Raw genomic sequence first — 17,714 nt, 5'->3', positions numbered from 1 at the left:
GGCGCTGTGAAGAAGGTCAAAGTGTATTTTAACCGCTGGTTTTCGGTGGTGTATCATTATATGAATGCTATTCGTAACAATGAGGACGGTATTCCGTTCGAGATCTATGCCACACACTCTGATCCGCAGCACATGGCACTACAGGCCAGTGATGTAGCTGAAGTTGAGCCGCGCACGAGCGGTGTGGAGTATGCACAGTTTTGTGCTGATTTTTGCAGACGCCATGAAATTGATATCTTTATTCCGCGGTGGAATATGCTCGATATTAGCAAGCATCTTTATTTGTTCGACGATATTGGTACAGAAGTAATGGTGTGCCGGGATACAGCGCTGCTGGAGCAATTGATGGAGAAGGACCTATTTTATGAATCTATTCGTCAAAAGGATATTGTCACCATTCCCGATTATGCCATTGCCAGTAATGCCGAGCAGTTTAGACAGGCTTACGAGTCATTAATGGCGCTTGGGCATAAGGTGTGCTTCAAGCCATGTAATGCAGAAGGTGGAATGGGCTTTCGTATCATTGATAATAAACGTGATCCGCTGGAGGAACTGTTCGGCCATGCACTGAATCATATTTCGTTCGAGGAGGCCTATCGCGTATTGTCTTCCACAGAGACGTTTCCCAATTTGATGGTGATGGAACTGCTGGAGGGATACGAATACAGTATCGACTGCTTGGCTGACCGAAACGGAAAATTGTTAGCAGCTGTTCCGCGTAGGAAGGCAGGAGGACGATTACGGCTGCTGGAGCAGCATCCTGAGCTGTTGAAGGTGGCAGAGAAGGTCGCTGAGGCGTATCACATTCCGTACAATTATAACATTCAAGTGAAATATAACGGCGAGCAGGCCAAGTTGCTAGAGATCAATCCGCGGATGTCTGGAGGACTTCATGTATCGTGCTTGTCTGGTATCAATTTTCCTTACCTGGCGGTGAAATCGGCTTTGGGTTATGAAATCGGTCCACTACACCCGCAATACGACATTCTAGCCAGTCACATCGAGCAGCCAATCACGATACGCAAATCCTTACATTGACATAGGCAAATATTGTTTTCTACAATATGGTAAGGGTTTACGTCAGGAGGTATAAGCTATGACTTCTAAAATGTGGGGTGCCACGATTGCTGTGGTCAGCTACCTGATTGCGCTTTTACTAAGTTATTGGTTGCCGTTGTTTGTGTGTCTGGCAATCCCGATCATTTGTATCGGAGGATACAGTGCTGTCATGGCTGTTCGCCATCCTCGTCCTAATCTGACCGGTTCCGTGATTCCGGTGATGCAGGAGCAGGCTGATCAGGCACAGCAACATAAAGAGGAAATCGCCGCACCGCGAGAGTCTATAACAGGACAAGCACGTTTGCCGGATCAGGTGAGCAGTGAATTTGCTCAGGTCATGGAGTATTTGGAAGTACTGGAGGATATGGTGATCTCCGAGGGACAGAAAGATGCGCTTGATAACGAGATTGTCGAGAAGGCGCTGGCTCTATTTGCACGTTTGCAGCGGGTCATCCCGCTTTTGCATGAATTGAACAACAGCGAAGTGAATCACACGGTTCGGAGATTGATTTTGAAGGACTTGAATGGACTGATTAACCCGTTTCTTCGTCTCAGTGGCGACGCGAAACGGACCAACCGCAGGACGCTACTAAACGGATTGCGAGATGTAGATAGCAAAATATCTGTAATTGTATCCACGGTGGAGCATAAGGACCTGATGGAATTACAGAGCAAAGCAGAGCTTATTCACCAGCGGTACAGCAGCTCCGAATTGTAGGTTATTTTAATAGAATACAAAATCAGCAGCATAGCTGCTCTGAAAAACACTATTAGCCTTGGGCAACAGTTGTTTTCAGAATAGGAGGTTAGCATCATGGCGACCCCATGGGCTGAATTGAAAAAAGAAGATGAACAAAAGGTGACTGAGGAGGCTTCACAGCTGATTCAAAAGGTATCGCAAAGCGATGTTATGAGTCTGGATACCTTAATGGATGACATTGGCAAGCTTGGGGTTAAAACGCAGGAACGGGCGGGACAAACCCTTAAAATGTTGGATCGTCCGGTAAACGACCTCATGTCTGGTGACCGGGCTGAGGTTTCAAATATGATCTTAAAACTCCGGGATGAATGCGAAACGCTCCAGCAGAGTAAAGATGTAGGTTTTTTTGGCAAGCTCCTGCGTAAAAGCCCGTTGAAAAACTATATCTACAAGTATCAGTCGGTGAAGACGAACATCGAGAAAATCATTACTGCCTTGAGAGATGGTAAGGATAATCTGGAAGAGAATATCGTCAGCATGAGACAGTTGAAGAAGGCTTCCATTGAAGAAATCTACAATTTACAGACGAAAATTGCCTTTGGTAATCGCTTGAAAGAGCTGTTCGAAACCGAGATTGCCAAGCCGGAAAATGAAAATCGTAAGCCTCATCTGGAGCGGGGATTGCGCAAAGTGGTTACTCGCACACAGTCGATGACTGAAATGATTTTGTTATACAATCAGGCGATTGCAGCAACGGATATTATTAATGATAACAATGATAAACTGATTGATTCTGTTAATAATGCGATTGATAAAACATCGAATCTGATCACCGTATCGGCTATGATCGCGATGGCACTGGCGGACCAAGATAAAATTATTTCAGCCGTTGATGCGACTAACCGTACGATTGAGGATCAATTCAAGGAAAATGCGAAGCTTCTCAAAACGACGACCGAGAGAACAACGGATCTGCTTAGCAAGCCTTCTATGTCATTGGAGGCTGTGAATCAGGCGATTGGTGATTTGGTATCTGCTTTGGATCTGTCTGAAAAATCGAACCGTCGAATTATTGAAAGTTGCCACGATTATACAAGTAAAATGACAGCAATCAATGCCAATCTTAGCCAGCGTTTGGGCATCGAAGGGAAAGAACAATCCAAACCACTGAAGGACAACCATTCTTCTGAGGGGCTAAGTTCGTTTTTGAACTGATAACTAATACTCAATAAGCACAATAATCTATGAAAAAAGACGCCAGGGTGATTCCAAAAGGCGTCTTTCTTTGGTTTGGCAGCGGAGCATAAAGGACATGATGAACATATATAGCATTCTCGTGCATAAACTCTTAAAAAGTGAAATGACAAAGGAGAGAATGAGCGTATGATGTCCTTTATTTTGGGGTGTGTGATTGTCTTTTTACTCGTGGCTGCCAGTAGTGAAAAAGCAGACTCTATTGTGGAGTTAAATGAAACTGTGAAATAAAATTTTTTATTGAAAATCATGCATTTTCTGATAGGATAGAGTTAAATATTGGAATCCCAAAGGAGAATGCATGCTGGAATTTTCATTTGAAATCATCGATGAATCGAAAATCAACATTGTATATCAGTATGGGAGCAGCAGCTTCAATTTTAATTTATTTTTTAACTACGGTGTGTGGACGCTACATCCCTTTGATGGGATTCTGCTGCAAAACAAGGAAATGTGCCGTCTGATCGTTACGGATCTGTTTAAGAACAAAGATTTTCATGTCATGCTGGCACGTGAAAATATTTTATTGTCAACCCTGCGTACCTCTATTGATCTCAATCCCGAAACTCGGGGAGAGCGATATCAGGAACAGGATTTTGATGAGCTGTCTGAATTTGCTGAGACACACAGCTTTGAAGATGTGCTGCAAATCGAACAGGATTCCATCCGCGAGCGTATGGATTTTTTCCAAAACATTATCCAAAGGATGTATATGGAAGGATTCGGTCCGGAAGACAATGATTTTAACAAGGTGCAAGCGATCCTCCGCATTTATAAGGCTGCACATGACCAACTCGGAGAATTGAGCGACTTTCCCCTAAGTGGCGACGAGCGACGACGCAGATGGTAGATTAGACGAGTTCACGTCATGGCTGCAAGAAGCAAAGGAAAAGCGCATTTATTAAAATAAAAAAGAGAGAGTCCCATGAATAAAATCCACGGAACTCTCTCTTTTTTTGTAGATCAGTTACAAAGCGGCAGGACAAGTGATTTACTCTTGGTCTAATTCACTCCTACACCTACTCTAAAACATGTAGAAGCTCTATTGGCGGTTGCCAGCGGAGCGGGCAGAATTGTTCTGGAGAAGCGAAGCGTTCGCTTTTGTCCCCGGATTTTAACCTTTACAGGTTCTATTTAATAGAAATCCGGGGGCGGTGGCGATCGGAAGAACAATCTGCACGCGCAGCGCCCACCAACCGCAAGAAAGCTCCTCATCCCCCTAACTCATCCCCATTAATACTATCGAGCAAAATATAAGTCCCGTTCCGCACCCCGAAGTATATACCTTGAGGTGGCGGAACATGGATGTTTTCCAGGCTGACAGAGATTCATCGGAACGCAAACGTTCATTTTCCTCCTGCAATGCCTTGGATTGACGAATGAACAACTGCCCGATGTCGGCAAATCCCCGCAGAAAGAGGGTGAGAAAGCCACTTTGCAGGACATGGAAGATGGCACCGATTACCAAGCCTAGCAATCCTAACAGAAATAGCAGATTTGCGGTAGCCAGGTTTTCACGACCGTACACGAGGTGGGGTGCGGCGTATAGAAATCCTAAGATACCAACAATCAGGGCAGTGATCCCAAAACGTAAAATCATTATTTTACGACCCGTTTTGCAAAACGGAGATCTGGATTCGAACGAGCATCGAATACGATGCCTTGAATTTTAGGACTGATTAAGGCGGTGTCCGCAGAGAACTGGATCGGAATAATCGGCAGATCTTCCATCAATACGTCTTCCGCCTGGTGAAGCTGTTCAAAACGTTTTGCCGGATCAAGCTCAAAGGTTGAGGATTCGATCAGCTTGTCATACTCCGGGTTGCTCCAGTTGGTAAAGTTGTTCGAATTTTTGGAAGTATAGTGTCCCAATACGCCAAGCGGATCAAGGAAGTTTCCTTCCCAGCCCATACGGGCAATCTGGAAGTTCTTTTGTTTAAAGGTATCAATGTATGTTTTCCATTCCTGATTCTCCAGCGTCACTTCAACGCCCAGATTCGTTTTCAGCATTTCCTGAATGGCTTCAGCTACTTTTTTATGCTTGTCTGACGTGTTGTATTTGAAAGTGATCGGAGGCAGCTTGCTTAAACCCTCTTCTTTCAGACCTTCGGCCAGCAATTGTTTTGCTTTTGCTGCATCAAACTCATAGTATTTTTTCGGCGCTTCATCACGGAAGTCCTTGCCGGACGGTGTTGTTGTTCCGTATGGAACATAACCGTATGCCGGAGTTTCGCCACCTTTGGTTACGTTGGTAGCCAGTGCTTCACGGTCAATGGCGTAGGCAATGGCCTGTCTGATTTTTTTATTGTCAAACGGCTTTTGTTTTACGTTGAAAGAATATGTGTACACACTGAAAGATGGGTGCGACAGGAATTCCTTGCTGCTCTTTTCCTGATCCAATGTATCCACTGGAAGGCTCAGGATCAGATCCAAATCACCTGTTTTGTACATTTGATAATAGGTTGTGGAGTCTTGCACCATTTTGAAGTTAATCGTTGCCATCGTAATGGCATCTTTGTTCCAGTATTGATCGTTTTTCGTCAGCGTAATTTGTTCGTTATGTTTCCATTCCTTGGCTACATACGCGCCGTTGCCGACAATCGTGTTAGCTTCAGCTGCCCATTTGTCGCTTTTCTCTACAACAGCTTGGTTCACAGGTAAATAGGCGTGACCGACAGCAATCGTAGGGAAGAAGCTCAGCGGTGATTTTAGCTCAACGACAAGCGTCTTATCATCTTTAGCCGTAACACCTACGTCTTCAATTTTACCTTTGCCTGTGTTGTACGCTTCGGCACCTTTGATGTAGTAGAGGGCAGAAGGATCATAAGCAGCCGTTTTCGGATTCAGTACCCGTTTCCAGGAGTATTCAAAATCCTTAGCTGTCAGCGGGTCACCATTCGACCATTTTGCGCCGTCACGAATGGTAAAGGTGTATGTTTTACCGTCAGGAGACACGTCTACTTTGCTGGCAGCACCTTCTACGATTTTACCGGCTTTGTCGTATGTATACAGCCCTTCATACAGGTTATCAATGACAAAATAGGACGTTGTATCTGAGGCGAAAGCAGGGTCCAGTGTATAAGGCTCGCCACCTGCCAGATTGGCTGTAATTTCTTGCGGGACATCTGCTTGAGACGCAGCGGACGAGTCGTTGCTTGCTGTCTTGTCTGCAGTGCCAGAGCATCCTGCCAAAGCCGTTACGGCTAAAAGTAAGATGATCGTCATCCAATGCATTTTTTTCATCGTGGTTTTCCTCCATTATTATGGTTAGTTATTTGAACGTTGTGTTTAAATCCCAAAGCGATTTCAAATCAGTAATATATAGAGAGCGAAACGATCAGCCGGGATTTATTCAACCTCCTTTCCGGCAGGTATGCCGCGTGTGCGCACTTCCATAAAGGAACTGCCGTTTTTTCTGCGGTTAGGCGAGAAGCTGCGGATCATGTTGACACCCCTCCTTGTCCAATTTGGATATCTGTGTTTTTAATGCTGTGAACGCGGGTCAAGTGCATCCTGAAGCCCGTCTCCAAGTGTGTTAAACGCCAGCATGGTGAGCGATATCATCAGACCGGGGAAGAATAGACGCCACCATTGACCACTTAAAATAACGCCGAGCGAATCGTTAGCCATCGTCCCCCAACTGGCCGAAGGAGACTGAATCCCCAGACCAAGAAAACTCAGGAACGATTCGGCAAAAATAGCCGACGGAATAGTGAACGTCAAATTTACGATAATGATTGCTGCTGCATTCGGCAGTAGATGCCTGAAAATGATGCGTGAATGAGATGTTCCCAGGCTACGGGCTGCCAGTACATATTCCTGCTGCTTGAGCTGTAGGATTTGCCCACGTACTACCCGTGCCATGCCGACCCATCCAGTAATAGATAAAGCAATAATCATCGTGAGCAGGCCGGGCTTCATAATGACGAGCAGCAGAATGATGACCAGCAGATAAGGAATGCTGTACAAAATCTCAATAATTCGCATCAGGACATTGTCGATTCGGTCGCCCATTTTACCATGGCCTGCACAATAACCAGCTACACAGCCGACGAGAATGCCAAGCACTAAATCAATGGCAGCAGCAGCAAAACCAATCATAAGTGAAATTCTAGCTCCGGCCCATGTCCGTGCCCATACGTCCCTGCCCAGATCATCCGTGCCAAACCAATGCTCTTTCGAAGGAGAGAGATTCGTCTTCAAAAGGGACTGGTCACTCGGAGCATAAGGAACCATGGAAGGTCCGACAATCGCCAGCACAATAATGATGATAAGTAGGGAAAGCCCCAACAGAGCAAGCTTGTTGTTAAAAAGTCTGCGAAGCCGATCCCGCCATGGTGACTCTTGGGGTCTGGTCAACGCGGGGGTGGGCATCTGGCTGCGGTCTACAAGACTAAAAAGGCTGTCCTTTTCGACAGTAGGTGCTGCTTTCATGTTAATCTCCTTTGCTGACTAATTTGATTCGTGGATCGACAAGGCGATAGGAAATATCAATTAAAAATAAGGTGACGACCAGAATGGCACTGTAGAAAATGGTCGTACCCATAATGACTGGATAATCCCGGTTAAAGATACTGTCTACAAAATATTTACCGATGCCGGGAATGGCGAATATTTTTTCGACGACAAAGGTACCTGTAATCACGGAAGCGAATAGCGGTCCGATAAAGGACAGCACCGGAATCAATGCATTGCGTAGTCCGTGACGAATGACTACTGCCCAAGAGGACAATCCTTTCGCTTTGGCGGTGCGTATGTATTCCTCATGCATGACTTCCAGCATACTTGTCCGCATAAAACGGGCGATAACAGCAAGAGGTGAAACAGCGAGAGCTAGCGATGGAAGCACCGTATGCTGCCAGGTTCCCCATGAGGCGACCGGAAGCAGATGCCATTTGACGGCAACATACTTGATTAACAGTGGTGCCAATATGAAGCTGGGTATGGAAATACCCACAATGGCGATAAACATCGAAATATAATCCAGTGGTCGATTATGGTGTAAAGCAGCCAATGTTCCAAGCGCAATACCGGCTATAATCGCAACCACGATGGATTGAATACCCAGCAGTGCAGAAGGTGGAAAGCCTCTGGCGATAAGCATATTTACGTCAGTCGTTTTCGATTGAATAGACGGCCCCATATCCAGCACGAGGAGATTTTTGAGATACAACACATACTGCACAGCGAGCGGCTTGTCCAGATTGTACCTAGCACGCATGTTTTGCAATACGGCCTCCGGAATCGTCTTGGAATCGTTCGAGAATGGATCTCCCGGAATGATGTGCATGATAATAAACGTTAAAGTGACGATAATCCATAACGTAATGAGCATCGTGAAAAGACGTTTTAAAATGTACATGGGACTTTATTTCTCCTGTCTATCAAGCTGATTTACATTCTATTGCTGCTGAATCTTCGAAATAAATAAAAGTATATAAGAATACTAGGAAATGATAAAACGGATAAGGTAACATGTCAAGGTAAGGTTTTACATTATAGAACACAGGTCAAATTTTCGTCACAAGTTTTCCATGTTTATAAGGCTAAGATTCCGCTGATTCCTCTCGACGAGTATCCTGCGGTATGTTATGATGATACTCTGATAACGTGTTAACGAACTAAAGCGTTTGCCACCTGTTTTTGAATACGGGGGTCACCATTGTTGGAGGGGAATAAGATGAGAAAAGCAGCCATGTTTACGATGATGATTGGGTTGATTATGATCGTGTTGGCCGGATGTTCCGGCGCTAAGGATAGCAGCAAGTTGATTATTGGAATTGATGATAAATTCGCGCCGATGGGCTTTAGAGATGAAAATAATGAGCTGACCGGTTTTGATATTGATTATGCGAAGGCGGCAGGGGAACAAATGGGCAAGCAAGTGGAATTCCAGCCGATTGACTGGTCTGCCAAAGAATCCGAGCTGAACAGTGGACGTATTGATCTCATTTGGAATGGATACACCATTACAGATGAGCGTAAGGAAAAAGTACTGTTCACGAAGCCATATTTGAAAAACAGTCAGGTCATTGTTGTTCCAGCTACCTCCAGTCTTTCCAAGCTGGCTGATCTGGCGGGCAAAACGGTGGGACTCCAGACGTTGTCCTCAGCAGCCGATGCATTGGATGCGAATCCGATTAAAAGTAAATTGAAGTCAGTGTCCGAGTACCCGGACAACGTTCTCGCTTTGACAGACTTGAAAACTGGTCGCCTGGATGCAGTTGTCATTGATGAGGTTGTTGCCAAGTATTATATGTCCAAGGAACAAGGGACGTATAAGCTGCTTGATGAATCACTGGCCCCTGAGGAATACGGCATCGGCGTGAAAAAAGGGAATGAAGAGCTGTTGACGCAGCTACAATCTGCTTTGGATGAGCTACACAAGAACGGAAAAGCAGCTGAGATTTCAAAAAAATGGTTCGGTGAAGATAAAGTATTAAATTAATATGTAGTGTAATGAACTAAGGGTTTAGGAGTCGAAGGTTATGAGTATGGAATATATTTTACGAATTATGAAGCCTATGCTTGAAGGGGCACAGATGACGGTTATTTTATTTTTCATTACGCTCATCTTGTCTATTCCGCTGGGGTTTATCGTTACACTGCTGGCCAAAAGTCGGTTTAAACCTATTGCCTGGCTGATGCACACGTACATTTATGTTATAAGAGGCACGCCGCTATTGCTGCAATTATTGTTCTTTTGTTTTGGTCTACCGATGTTGCCTGTCATTGGGGAATATCTGGTACTGGACCGTACAACGGCTGCGGTACTGGCATTTGTACTGAATTATGCGGCGTATTTTGCAGAAATTTTTAGAGGCGGAATGTTGTCGATTGATAAAGGGCAATACGAAGCTTCGCAAGTGCTGGGCTTGAGTAAGTCGCAAACGCTGATTAGAGTCATTGTGCCGCAAATGGTACGGATTGCTTTGCCTGCGGTAACCAATGAGGCGACGACCTTGGTGAAGGATACAGCTCTGCTGTATGCGGTAGCGGTACCGGAACTTCTGCATTTTGCTAATACAGCTGTAAACCGCGATTTTACGATTGTGCCTTATGTTGTAGCGGCCGTTATTTATTTGTTGATGGCTTTGGTGCTTACCATATTCTTCAGAGCGCTGGAAAAACGCTTTAAATTTGAGTAAAAGGAATGTCGGATATGAACACAAACGCAATAGAAGTAACCGATTTGAAAAAATCGTTCGGCCAACTCGACGTTCTGAAAAGAGTGAGCTTTAATGTTAAAGCGGGCGAGGTTGTAGCTGTCATCGGTCCTTCAGGCTCAGGGAAAAGTACCATGCTCCGTAGTTTGGTACACCTGGAAGATGTGACGGGTGGGACGATCCGCATCCATGATAAAGCACTGGTGGAAAATGGTCACTATGCTCCGGCAGGCGACATTAAGAGCATTACTACCGGAATGGGCATGGTGTTTCAGCATTTTAACCTCTTCCCTCATTTGACGGTGCAGGATAATCTGGAACTGGCTCCAAAGCTGGTGAAAAAGGTGAGCAAGGCTGAGCTGCGACGCCAAAGCGCCGAGTTGCTGGCTAAAGTCGGCTTGGCGGATAAAGCGGATGCGTATCCGTCCCGATTGTCGGGGGGACAGAAGCAGCGTGTAGCGATTGCCCGGGCAATGATGATGAACCCTGATATTTTACTGTTTGACGAGCCAACCTCGGCCCTTGATCCTGAGTTGACAGGCGAGGTGCTGCGAGTAATCAAAAAGCTGGCTGAAGAGCATATGACAATGGTCATCGTGACCCACGAAATGAATTTCGCGAGAGATGTGGCGGATCGCGTCATTTTTATGGACAATGGAGAAATTGCGGAATCCGGTACACCGGAGCAGATTTTTGGCAATCCGCAGTTGGAGCGGACGAAGGTGTTTTTGAATCGGGTGGAGGCTTAAAAACATAGTTCTTTCCAGGGGAGGCGCTGCGCGTGCAGATTGTTCTTCCGATCGCTGTTGCAACGGGATTTTTTCATTTATATGACACCTGGTAAGGTTAAAATCCCGTTGCAAAGGCGAACGCTCCGCTTCTTCAGAACAATTCTGCCCGCTTCGCTCACCGACCACTGTGCATGTAATATGTTTTTAAGCAGGAAGTGTGAGTAGGAATAAGAGAAAGGAGATGGCAAAGCGCCATCTCCCTTTTTTGCAGTTGTTAGGTTGCAATAAAAGCTGACACTGGCTAGTTCATTTCTTAATTCATGAATTCATTTCTTAATTTGCGGAATTCTTTAGGTGTTTTATTATAATGTTTTTTAAACGACTGAATGAAGTGATTTACGTGATTGAAGCCCGCTCTGTGGGCTATTTCAGTGATGGTATATTGTGTTGAGGTTAGTAATTCACTGCTTTTCTTGATGCGGTATTTAATCAAGTAGTCGTAAGGTGTCATATGAATGGTCCTCTTAAAACTACGAGTGCACTCTGAAACACTTAAATGTGCTATATCGGCAATTTCTTGCAGGGTTATGTTGTTGAAGTAGTTTTGATGGATAAAGCTAAGCATCAATTGAAGTCTTTCCTGTTGTATTTTCACGTATTTAGGTGCTTCCTCAGAAGAAAGCGAAATATTAGATATTAAGATGAACCATAATTGTGCTGTTTTGATGGCTACTTCATATTCCCATCCCCAACTTTTTTTCATATCAAACTTCTGTTTCATATCCCACAGCATTTGTAGTATTTGAATTTGCCATTCAGCATCTCCTTTAATTACTAGTGACAGTAAGGAAGAGTTTGTATAAGGCAGTACATAGTTTTTTTCCATCGCACTATCCGCATAAAAGGCCAACAGCTTCTCTGGAAAATTAAAGCTGACATATTGACCGTGATGTGAAAGCTGGGTAGTCACGTGAAGAACACCCTTATTAATTAAAATAGCTTGACCTGTGTCTAATTCATGATCAATCCCGTTCACTTGTATAACAAGTTTCCCCTTAGTAACCAAAGTGATCTGTAGTTCTTCATGCCAATGTAAATCGTTAAATCCTCTACCTTTAGGAATACTTTCATGAACCGAATGGGTGTACATGATGTATGGAAATGAAACATCGGGATAGAGAATGGTCTCGTGCAGTTGTTTTTCCATTGAAGAAAGATTCCTTTCTTATGACGATATTCCTATATAAATGAAAGATATACTTACACAAAATAAATAAAAGCGGTGATATTATTATACTCAGTTCAGTTTATTATTCAATTGTTCTGTGCACAGACAAGGGGTCAAAAACATCTGAGAGGGTCATTATGAAAATAAATAAAACATCGCTATCTTTGAATCCGTATTTTTTACTGTTCATCAGTATTTTGTCGGTTTCCGTCTCTTCCATCATGATAAAATCTTCACATACTCCAACCTCCGTGGCTGGAATGTATAGATTGTATATGTCAGTCATATTAATGCTTCCTTTTGTACCCTGGAAAATGCTCGGTACCTCAGATATGACCAAAAGAGATTGGGGTACCGTTTTCTTGGCTGGTCTTTTTCTCGGGTTACATTTCTTATTCTGGATGGAATCTTTGGTATATACCTCAGTTGCGAGCTCCATGGTCATCTTATCATTACAGCCTTTATTCGTAATGATTGGTTCATACTTTATGTTCAGAGAACGAGTAAACCTATTCACTATTTTTTGCTTGATCGCTGCTCTTATCGGTTCAATCATTATAGCTTGGGGAGACATAGGGACGTCGAAAGGGGCATTAATCGGGGATGGGTTATCCCTATTAGGAACAATCTTGGTTTCGGCTTATATGATAGCAGGACAGAAGGTAAGCCACAAAATAAGTGCAAATTTTTATAGTGTGATTGTCTTTTTTCTTGGCGGCAGTGTCCTGCTAGTCTACAATTTGGTGAATCATTATTCCTTGATCGAATATGACTCGTCGGATTGGACGTATTTCTTATTACTTGCAGTAATTCCAACTATTTTTGGTCAATATATTTTTAATCTGCTGTTGAAGTCAATGGGGGCAACTACGGTGTCAGTGGGTATTATTGGAGAGCCTGTTCTCGCCATCCTTCTCGCCTACTTATTCTTGGGAGAAATCATGTCTGCATTTCAATTCATAGGTGGAATCATGACTTTGTTCGGTATGGGGATGTATTTTTGGGCAAAATCGCTAAAGTTTGCGGTTGCAAAATATTAAAATTGTTTACGGTTTATCGTGAAATTTAAGAAAATAATGAGGAGAATACTTACATGGCAACGATTGATGATTTTTTGAAACTCGATGTTCGGGTTGGAACCATAATTAACGCTGAGTTTTTTGCAGAAGCTAAAGTACCTGCTATTAAGCTTGAAATCGATTTTGGACAAGATATTGGAATAAAAAAATCGAGTGCACAAATTACAAAAAGATATGTGGCGGAAGAGATTATAGGAGAACAAATCATAGCTGTAGTCAACTTTCCTCCTCGGCGGATAGCAGGCTTTAATTCAGAGGTATTAGTCCTTGGAGGTATTCCCGAGAGTGGGGACGTGGTTTTATTGAAACCAGATATTAAACTACCTGATGGAACGCCTATTGGATGACAAATCGTTCCTTTTTCATCTGTGTCCTTTTCATAAAAGAAGGTAATTGGTTGCAAGTATAGAATTATTATCTTAGAAAACTACTAAATTTTGGAGGCTGGTAGCATGTCTGTAGTAGCTCAATATCTTCAGGAATGGCTAAGGCACAGATCGGTGTTGCAAGAATTGGTTGAAGTCATTCCTGATGAGCATATTGACTTTAAGCCTTGGGACAATGCGATGCCCATGGGTTCCCTAATCGTTCACATAGCCAGTTCTATGAAAATGTTCGTGGATACCGTAAAAAATGGTACCTTCACTCCACCGACAAAAATAGACGAATATCACACAATAGCCGATGTACGCAACATCGTCGATCAATTGACGGAGGAAACAATCCGAGAATTGAAGGAATTAAATGCTCAACAGCTAGAACAGGAGATTGAATTTAGGAACTTTCTCGGCACTGGGAGCTTCTGGCTATCCATGGCGAAAGACCATGAGATTCACCATAAAGGTCAATTGTTTACGTATGTACGAATGGTTGGAGTAGAAAATGTGCCTTTTATGATTAAGCAACCACCTCAAAATAAAAACTAACGTTCGATGTATTATCTAACGAGCTCAACACCTCAAACAGTAGATTCATAAATATAATGAAACGGCAGCCATAAAAACGGCTGCCGTTTTCTCCATTAAGGAGCAGCTTTATCCTAATGCCTCTCCATAAGCTTAGCTTACTCTGAGAGCGGGATATCTTCTTTTGATTGGTTATTTGAAGAAGGCTTTTTATTGAATGCCAATAACAATATCAGTCCGATGATACATATTACACCTACCCATTGAAAAAAACCAAAAGGCTCTTTTAACCAAAACACAGTTGTTAGAACAGCAGCTAGAGGTTCCAGACTACTTAGAAAGCTTGTTTCTTTTGGTGAAAGACTCTGTAAGCTTTCTATATAGAACCAAAATGCGATCATTGTGCCGAATATGATCACGAACGCTAGATATAAAATGGTTTCTAGTGACAAGCTTTGAAAGTCTATCTGCCAAGGTGGATGGACCAAGCTTAGTCCAAAACCGCCGATGACCATCGCCCAACCCACAATAACTAGGGAATCGTATTGCTTCAGAAGAGGTATTGCGTATAGGGTATAAAAAGCTAGGGCTATTGCTGATAAGATCCCCCAAACGATTGCGACCGTCGGAACGGATAGCTGAGAAATGGAGCCGTTTGTTAACAAGAAGAAACAACCCACTAAAGCCAGCAAAATCGCTGACAGATCCTTTCGTGTGAAGACAGTGTGCTTTCGCAGAATTAAATAAATGATAATCATTATAGGTGCTAAATACTGTAATAGTGTCGCAACAGCAGCATTACCTCGTTGGATCGATGCCATATACGTATATTGAACTGACAGCATACCAACCAAACCGTAGACAACGAGTTGGAAAGCAGTCCTTCTATTTTTCCACACACCCCATATTTGTGTACGGTCTTTTATTAAAAATTGAAGGGCCAAGAGTAAAACACCAGCAATGAGCAAACGTGTTGTTACAAGCCAATTTACATCGATTTGTTGAAAAAGTTTTTTTGCAACGGTCCCACTGATTCCCCAAAATATAGCTCCTGTGGTAACAAGAAATAATCCTGTTTTTCTAGCTGATTTATCCATGAATGTTCTCCACCTTGAAATATAATAATAGTGTTATAATAGGTGAAAAAAATTTTAAATTATACCTGAATTTGATGTTAAAATATAAATATATTGAGGTCGTGATGATTTGCAAATAAAAGATTTCATAATTGGCCAAAACCTAAAAGAACTAACCGAGCATCGGACGGTCGTACTACCGGTTGCATGTTATGAAACAACGATTAGCCAAAATATACATGGATACATACCACTTCATTGGCATGATGAAATTCAATTTGTTCTGGTTGTAAAAGGGGAGGCGATCTTCCAAATAAATGAGGATAAACGAATCGTACGACAAGGTGATGGGTTATTTATAAATAGTGGCTGCCTACATATGGCGGAAGATCAGAATCAATCGGGTTGCGTCTATGTCTGTTTAAATGTTTCTCCTCATTTCGTTTTATCACAAGAGCTTTACACACCTTACGTAGCTCCTTACATTCAAGCGACAAATTTACCTTATGTATACATAGATTCTAACGAGCTTTGGGGGAAAAACATTTTAGATGCCATGTTGAAGATTAATCAATGTATTCAACATAAATCTCCATACTATGAAATCGATATTACGATGTATTTAACATTAATTTGGAAAAACCTAGTCATGAATGGTTTTCCATTAGAATACGACCAGGTGGAAATGGTAAAGAATCAACGGATCAAACAAATGTTAAACTGGATCTATATACATTATGCTGAAAAAGTCACATTAGATGATATTGCAAAAGCTGGTCAATTGAGTCGTTCGGAGTGCTGCCGATATTTCAAACGAATTTTAAAGGTAACTCCGTTGAATTATGTAATGGATTATCGGATTCAAAAAAGCTTAGTCTTATTGCAACAAGCAGAATCTAACGTTACAGAAGTTGCCTATAAGGTTGGATTTAACAGTACCAGCTATTTTATAGAAAGATTCAGAAAAGCGATGAACATGACACCATTAGCCTACAAAAAATTAAAAATGGATGATTGATATTCAGGGCTTTTTTATCTACCACGCTAAGTAGCGGCGGAATCTAAAAAGACAGGATCGGTTAATGTCCTTATCCTGCCTTCTTGCATGTTATATGTTTTCTACTGTACTAAATGATCCAGCTCTGGCTGCAATCTGTTCCGCAGCACATACAGCATAATAGCTCCAACAAGGAACGCGACGGCATCCGCAATGACGAGCGACCAGACCACCCCGTGGAAGCCACTCATTCGATTGGCAATGTATAGCACGGGGATCAGGGTAATTCCCTGTATGACGGACATAATAAACGCAGCGGTTCCCTGCGCCGTTGCTTGGAAAATCCCCGTAAACAACGTGGTCATCCCCGTAATGAACAAGGATAAGAAGGTCACATGGAGAATGTAGCTGCCCATTACAATTAATTGCGGGTCATTGGTAAATAAACCAATTAGATGGTCGGAAATCAGATAGACGATGATGCCAAACACGACTGCCAAGGCCAAAATCGCTTTGATTGTAAATCCAATGGTTTGTTTCATTCGTAATTTATTCGCTGTAAAACTAAAGGCAATCAATGGTACAACACCCTCGCATAAGCCCATCAAAATAAACTCAGGAAATTGTAATAAACGTGAGGAAATTCCGTAAGCCGCTATGGCCTGATCCCCATACTCGACAAGAAAATGGTTAAAGACGAGTGACATTGCACCCATGAAGAGACTCATAATAAACACGGGAACTCCGATTTTGAATACATTGCTCAGAATATCCTTGGTAGCCTTGAACCATTTTATGGAGATGGTTAAAAATTGACTCTTATATCCCATATGGAAGGCGTAGAATATACTCGCAACCACATTAGAAATAACCGTAGCTGACGCAACGCCGATCACGCCCCAATGGAAAACGAAGATGACCAGCGCATCGAGAATAATATTCACGACAACACTGAGTATCATACCGATCATCGACGTAATTGCAGCACCCTCCGAGCGCACGATATTCTCCAGTGTGAAGAATAATACGACGAATGGCGAACCTATAAGCATAATCGTGACATAGTCCTTCGTGAAGCCGAAGGAGTCAGGTGTCGCCCCCAGACCCTGAACGAGTGAATCGATCAACGGGAGACCAAGGGCCATCAAGATAAGACCGAGAACTAAACTGCTGTAAAAGGCGAATGAAGACACATTCTTTACATCAGCATACTTTTTCTCTCCCAGCAATCGGGAGATAAATGCACCGCTGCCGATGCCAACCAAATTTCCTATCGCCATAATGGCCGCGAATAACGGCAAGGTTAGTGCGAGTGCGGTTAACATGGCGGTATTGTGGAGAGTGCCAAGGAAATAGGCATTTAAGATGGAATAGATGACACTCATTGACGTACCTAGCATCATCGGTACAGCGAAGTGAGCTACGGCTTTAGCGATCGGTGCTTTTTCAAAGTAATGGAGGTTTTCTGCATCCATGCGAGTCACTGCTTTCTTTATTTATTTGGCCTAATCTAACACCG

Annotated in this window: 18 protein-coding genes; 11 read left to right on the top strand and 7 right to left on the bottom strand. The window is 43.0% G+C overall.

Translation table 11 applies throughout. The annotated features are described in order from the left end of the window. Nucleotides 1-6 precede the first annotated feature (6 nt). The 4 genes from HFD99_RS08250 (at nucleotide 7) to HFD99_RS08235 (ending at nucleotide 3,863) form a co-directional block, all read left to right on the top strand. The gene (locus HFD99_RS08250; protein WP_025364143.1) at nucleotides 7-1,038 is read left to right on the top strand and encodes an ATP-grasp domain-containing protein; all 1,032 of its coding nucleotides are present in this window, start codon (nucleotides 7-9) and stop codon (nucleotides 1,036-1,038) included. 58 nt (nucleotides 1,039-1,096) lie between these two features. Then, nucleotides 1,097-1,777 carry a hypothetical protein gene (locus tag HFD99_RS08245; RefSeq protein ID WP_025364144.1) on the top strand — a complete coding sequence of 227 codons (681 nt, stop codon included), beginning with the start codon at nucleotides 1,097-1,099 and terminating at the stop codon, nucleotides 1,775-1,777. A 96-nt stretch (nucleotides 1,778-1,873) separates the two neighbouring features. Then, nucleotides 1,874-2,974: a toxic anion resistance protein gene (locus tag HFD99_RS08240; protein ID WP_016821463.1), complete on the top strand. Its 1,101-nt coding sequence runs from the start codon at nucleotides 1,874-1,876 to the stop codon at nucleotides 2,972-2,974. Between the two features lie 340 nt (nucleotides 2,975-3,314). Continuing rightward, a complete protein-coding gene (locus HFD99_RS08235) occupies nucleotides 3,315-3,863 on the top strand; it encodes a hypothetical protein (protein ID WP_016821461.1) in 549 nt (182 codons plus the stop codon). 369 nt (nucleotides 3,864-4,232) lie between these two features. Here HFD99_RS08235 and HFD99_RS08230 read toward each other — a convergent pair whose 3' ends face one another. From HFD99_RS08230 to HFD99_RS08215, 4 genes are all read right to left on the bottom strand, one after another. Further along, the gene (locus HFD99_RS08230; protein ID WP_025364145.1) at nucleotides 4,233-4,613 is read right to left on the bottom strand and encodes a DUF3899 domain-containing protein; all 381 of its coding nucleotides are present in this window, start codon (nucleotides 4,611-4,613) and stop codon (nucleotides 4,233-4,235) included. Next, on the bottom strand, nucleotides 4,613-6,256 hold the full coding sequence (locus HFD99_RS08225; RefSeq protein ID WP_025364146.1) for a peptide ABC transporter substrate-binding protein: 1,644 nt from the start codon (nucleotides 6,254-6,256) through the stop codon (nucleotides 4,613-4,615). Before HFD99_RS08225 ends, HFD99_RS08230 begins: the two co-directional genes overlap by 1 nt. Before the next feature lie 240 nt (nucleotides 6,257-6,496). After that, nucleotides 6,497-7,447 carry an ABC transporter permease gene (locus tag HFD99_RS08220; protein WP_016821457.1) on the bottom strand — a complete coding sequence of 317 codons (951 nt, stop codon included), beginning with the start codon at nucleotides 7,445-7,447 and terminating at the stop codon, nucleotides 6,497-6,499. 1 nt (nucleotide 7,448) lies between these two features. Further along, the gene (locus HFD99_RS08215; RefSeq protein WP_016821456.1) at nucleotides 7,449-8,375 is read right to left on the bottom strand and encodes an ABC transporter permease; all 927 of its coding nucleotides are present in this window, start codon (nucleotides 8,373-8,375) and stop codon (nucleotides 7,449-7,451) included. Between the two features lie 318 nt (nucleotides 8,376-8,693). On the opposite strand from HFD99_RS08215, the gene HFD99_RS08210 reads away from it, so the two are divergent. The 3 genes from HFD99_RS08210 to HFD99_RS08200 are packed head-to-tail and all read left to right on the top strand — an operon-like array spanning nucleotide 8,694 to nucleotide 10,928. Beyond that, complete coding sequence (locus HFD99_RS08210) at nucleotides 8,694-9,461, top strand: amino acid ABC transporter substrate-binding protein (RefSeq protein ID WP_016821455.1); 768 nt, start codon at nucleotides 8,694-8,696, stop codon at nucleotides 9,459-9,461. Between the two features lie 40 nt (nucleotides 9,462-9,501). Then, nucleotides 9,502-10,161, top strand: a complete 660-nt coding sequence (locus tag HFD99_RS08205; RefSeq protein ID WP_017426315.1) for an amino acid ABC transporter permease — start codon at nucleotides 9,502-9,504, stop codon at nucleotides 10,159-10,161. 14 nt (nucleotides 10,162-10,175) lie between these two features. Further along, entirely contained in the window at nucleotides 10,176-10,928 is a 753-nt protein-coding gene (locus HFD99_RS08200; RefSeq protein WP_017426316.1) for an amino acid ABC transporter ATP-binding protein, read from the top strand. A 295-nt stretch (nucleotides 10,929-11,223) separates the two neighbouring features. Here HFD99_RS08200 and HFD99_RS08195 read toward each other — a convergent pair whose 3' ends face one another. Continuing rightward, on the bottom strand, nucleotides 11,224-12,117 hold the full coding sequence (locus HFD99_RS08195) for an AraC family transcriptional regulator (RefSeq protein WP_016821445.1): 894 nt from the start codon (nucleotides 12,115-12,117) through the stop codon (nucleotides 11,224-11,226). A gap of 158 nt (nucleotides 12,118-12,275) precedes the next feature. Here HFD99_RS08195 and HFD99_RS08190 point away from each other — a divergent pair, with 158 nt between their 5' ends. The 3 genes from HFD99_RS08190 to HFD99_RS08180 all read left to right on the top strand — a co-directional run bounded on the left by HFD99_RS08190 (nucleotide 12,276) and on the right by HFD99_RS08180 (nucleotide 14,143). Beyond that, on the top strand, nucleotides 12,276-13,178 hold the full coding sequence (locus HFD99_RS08190; RefSeq protein WP_025364147.1) for a DMT family transporter: 903 nt from the start codon (nucleotides 12,276-12,278) through the stop codon (nucleotides 13,176-13,178). Between the two features lie 53 nt (nucleotides 13,179-13,231). Further along, a complete protein-coding gene (gene csaA, locus HFD99_RS08185) occupies nucleotides 13,232-13,564 on the top strand; it encodes a chaperone CsaA (protein ID WP_016821443.1) in 333 nt (110 codons plus the stop codon). Between the two features lie 105 nt (nucleotides 13,565-13,669). Beyond that, complete coding sequence (locus HFD99_RS08180; protein WP_017426319.1) at nucleotides 13,670-14,143, top strand: DinB family protein; 474 nt, start codon at nucleotides 13,670-13,672, stop codon at nucleotides 14,141-14,143. Between the two features lie 137 nt (nucleotides 14,144-14,280). Here the strand turns inward: HFD99_RS08180 and HFD99_RS08175 are convergent, their stop codons facing one another. Beyond that, complete coding sequence (locus tag HFD99_RS08175) at nucleotides 14,281-15,219, bottom strand: EamA family transporter (protein WP_017426320.1); 939 nt, start codon at nucleotides 15,217-15,219, stop codon at nucleotides 14,281-14,283. 109 nt (nucleotides 15,220-15,328) lie between these two features. On the opposite strand from HFD99_RS08175, the gene HFD99_RS08170 reads away from it, so the two are divergent. Next, on the top strand, nucleotides 15,329-16,216 hold the full coding sequence (locus tag HFD99_RS08170) for an AraC family transcriptional regulator (RefSeq protein ID WP_017426321.1): 888 nt from the start codon (nucleotides 15,329-15,331) through the stop codon (nucleotides 16,214-16,216). A gap of 101 nt (nucleotides 16,217-16,317) precedes the next feature. On the opposite strand, the gene HFD99_RS08165 is transcribed toward HFD99_RS08170, so the two are convergent. Then, a complete protein-coding gene (locus HFD99_RS08165) occupies nucleotides 16,318-17,670 on the bottom strand; it encodes an MATE family efflux transporter (protein WP_016821439.1) in 1,353 nt (450 codons plus the stop codon). Nucleotides 17,671-17,714: the final 44 nt, after the last annotated feature.

The sequence above is a fragment of the Paenibacillus sp. EKM301P genome, assembly GCF_011800295.1.
In the GTDB taxonomy this organism is placed as follows: domain Bacteria; phylum Bacillota; class Bacilli; order Paenibacillales; family Paenibacillaceae; genus Paenibacillus; species Paenibacillus polymyxa.
The sequence above is the reverse complement of the archived record's forward strand: the minus strand, read 5'-3'. Positions and strand labels throughout refer to the sequence as shown.

Coding starts and splice junctions, on each gene's coding strand:
- HFD99_RS08245 (WP_025364144.1), top strand. CDS start 1,097: ATGACTTCTAAAATGTGGGGTGCCACGATTGCTGTGGTCAGCTACCTG.
- HFD99_RS08240 (WP_016821463.1), top strand. CDS start 1,874: ATGGCGACCCCATGGGCTGAATTGAAAAAAGAAGATGAACAAAAGGTG.
- HFD99_RS08235 (WP_016821461.1), top strand. CDS start 3,315: ATGCTGGAATTTTCATTTGAAATCATCGATGAATCGAAAATCAACATT.
- HFD99_RS08230 (WP_025364145.1), bottom strand. CDS start 4,613: ATGATTTTACGTTTTGGGATCACTGCCCTGATTGTTGGTATCTTAGGA.
- HFD99_RS08225 (WP_025364146.1), bottom strand. CDS start 6,256: ATGAAAAAAATGCATTGGATGACGATCATCTTACTTTTAGCCGTAACG.
- HFD99_RS08220 (WP_016821457.1), bottom strand. CDS start 7,447: ATGAAAGCAGCACCTACTGTCGAAAAGGACAGCCTTTTTAGTCTTGTA.
- HFD99_RS08215 (WP_016821456.1), bottom strand. CDS start 8,375: ATGTACATTTTAAAACGTCTTTTCACGATGCTCATTACGTTATGGATT.
- HFD99_RS08210 (WP_016821455.1), top strand. CDS start 8,694: ATGAGAAAAGCAGCCATGTTTACGATGATGATTGGGTTGATTATGATC.
- HFD99_RS08205 (WP_017426315.1), top strand. CDS start 9,502: ATGAGTATGGAATATATTTTACGAATTATGAAGCCTATGCTTGAAGGG.
- HFD99_RS08200 (WP_017426316.1), top strand. CDS start 10,176: ATGAACACAAACGCAATAGAAGTAACCGATTTGAAAAAATCGTTCGGC.
- HFD99_RS08195 (WP_016821445.1), bottom strand. CDS start 12,117: ATGGAAAAACAACTGCACGAGACCATTCTCTATCCCGATGTTTCATTT.
- HFD99_RS08190 (WP_025364147.1), top strand. CDS start 12,276: ATGAAAATAAATAAAACATCGCTATCTTTGAATCCGTATTTTTTACTG.
- csaA (WP_016821443.1), top strand. CDS start 13,232: ATGGCAACGATTGATGATTTTTTGAAACTCGATGTTCGGGTTGGAACC.
- HFD99_RS08180 (WP_017426319.1), top strand. CDS start 13,670: ATGTCTGTAGTAGCTCAATATCTTCAGGAATGGCTAAGGCACAGATCG.
- HFD99_RS08175 (WP_017426320.1), bottom strand. CDS start 15,219: ATGGATAAATCAGCTAGAAAAACAGGATTATTTCTTGTTACCACAGGA.
- HFD99_RS08165 (WP_016821439.1), bottom strand. CDS start 17,670: ATGGATGCAGAAAACCTCCATTACTTTGAAAAAGCACCGATCGCTAAA.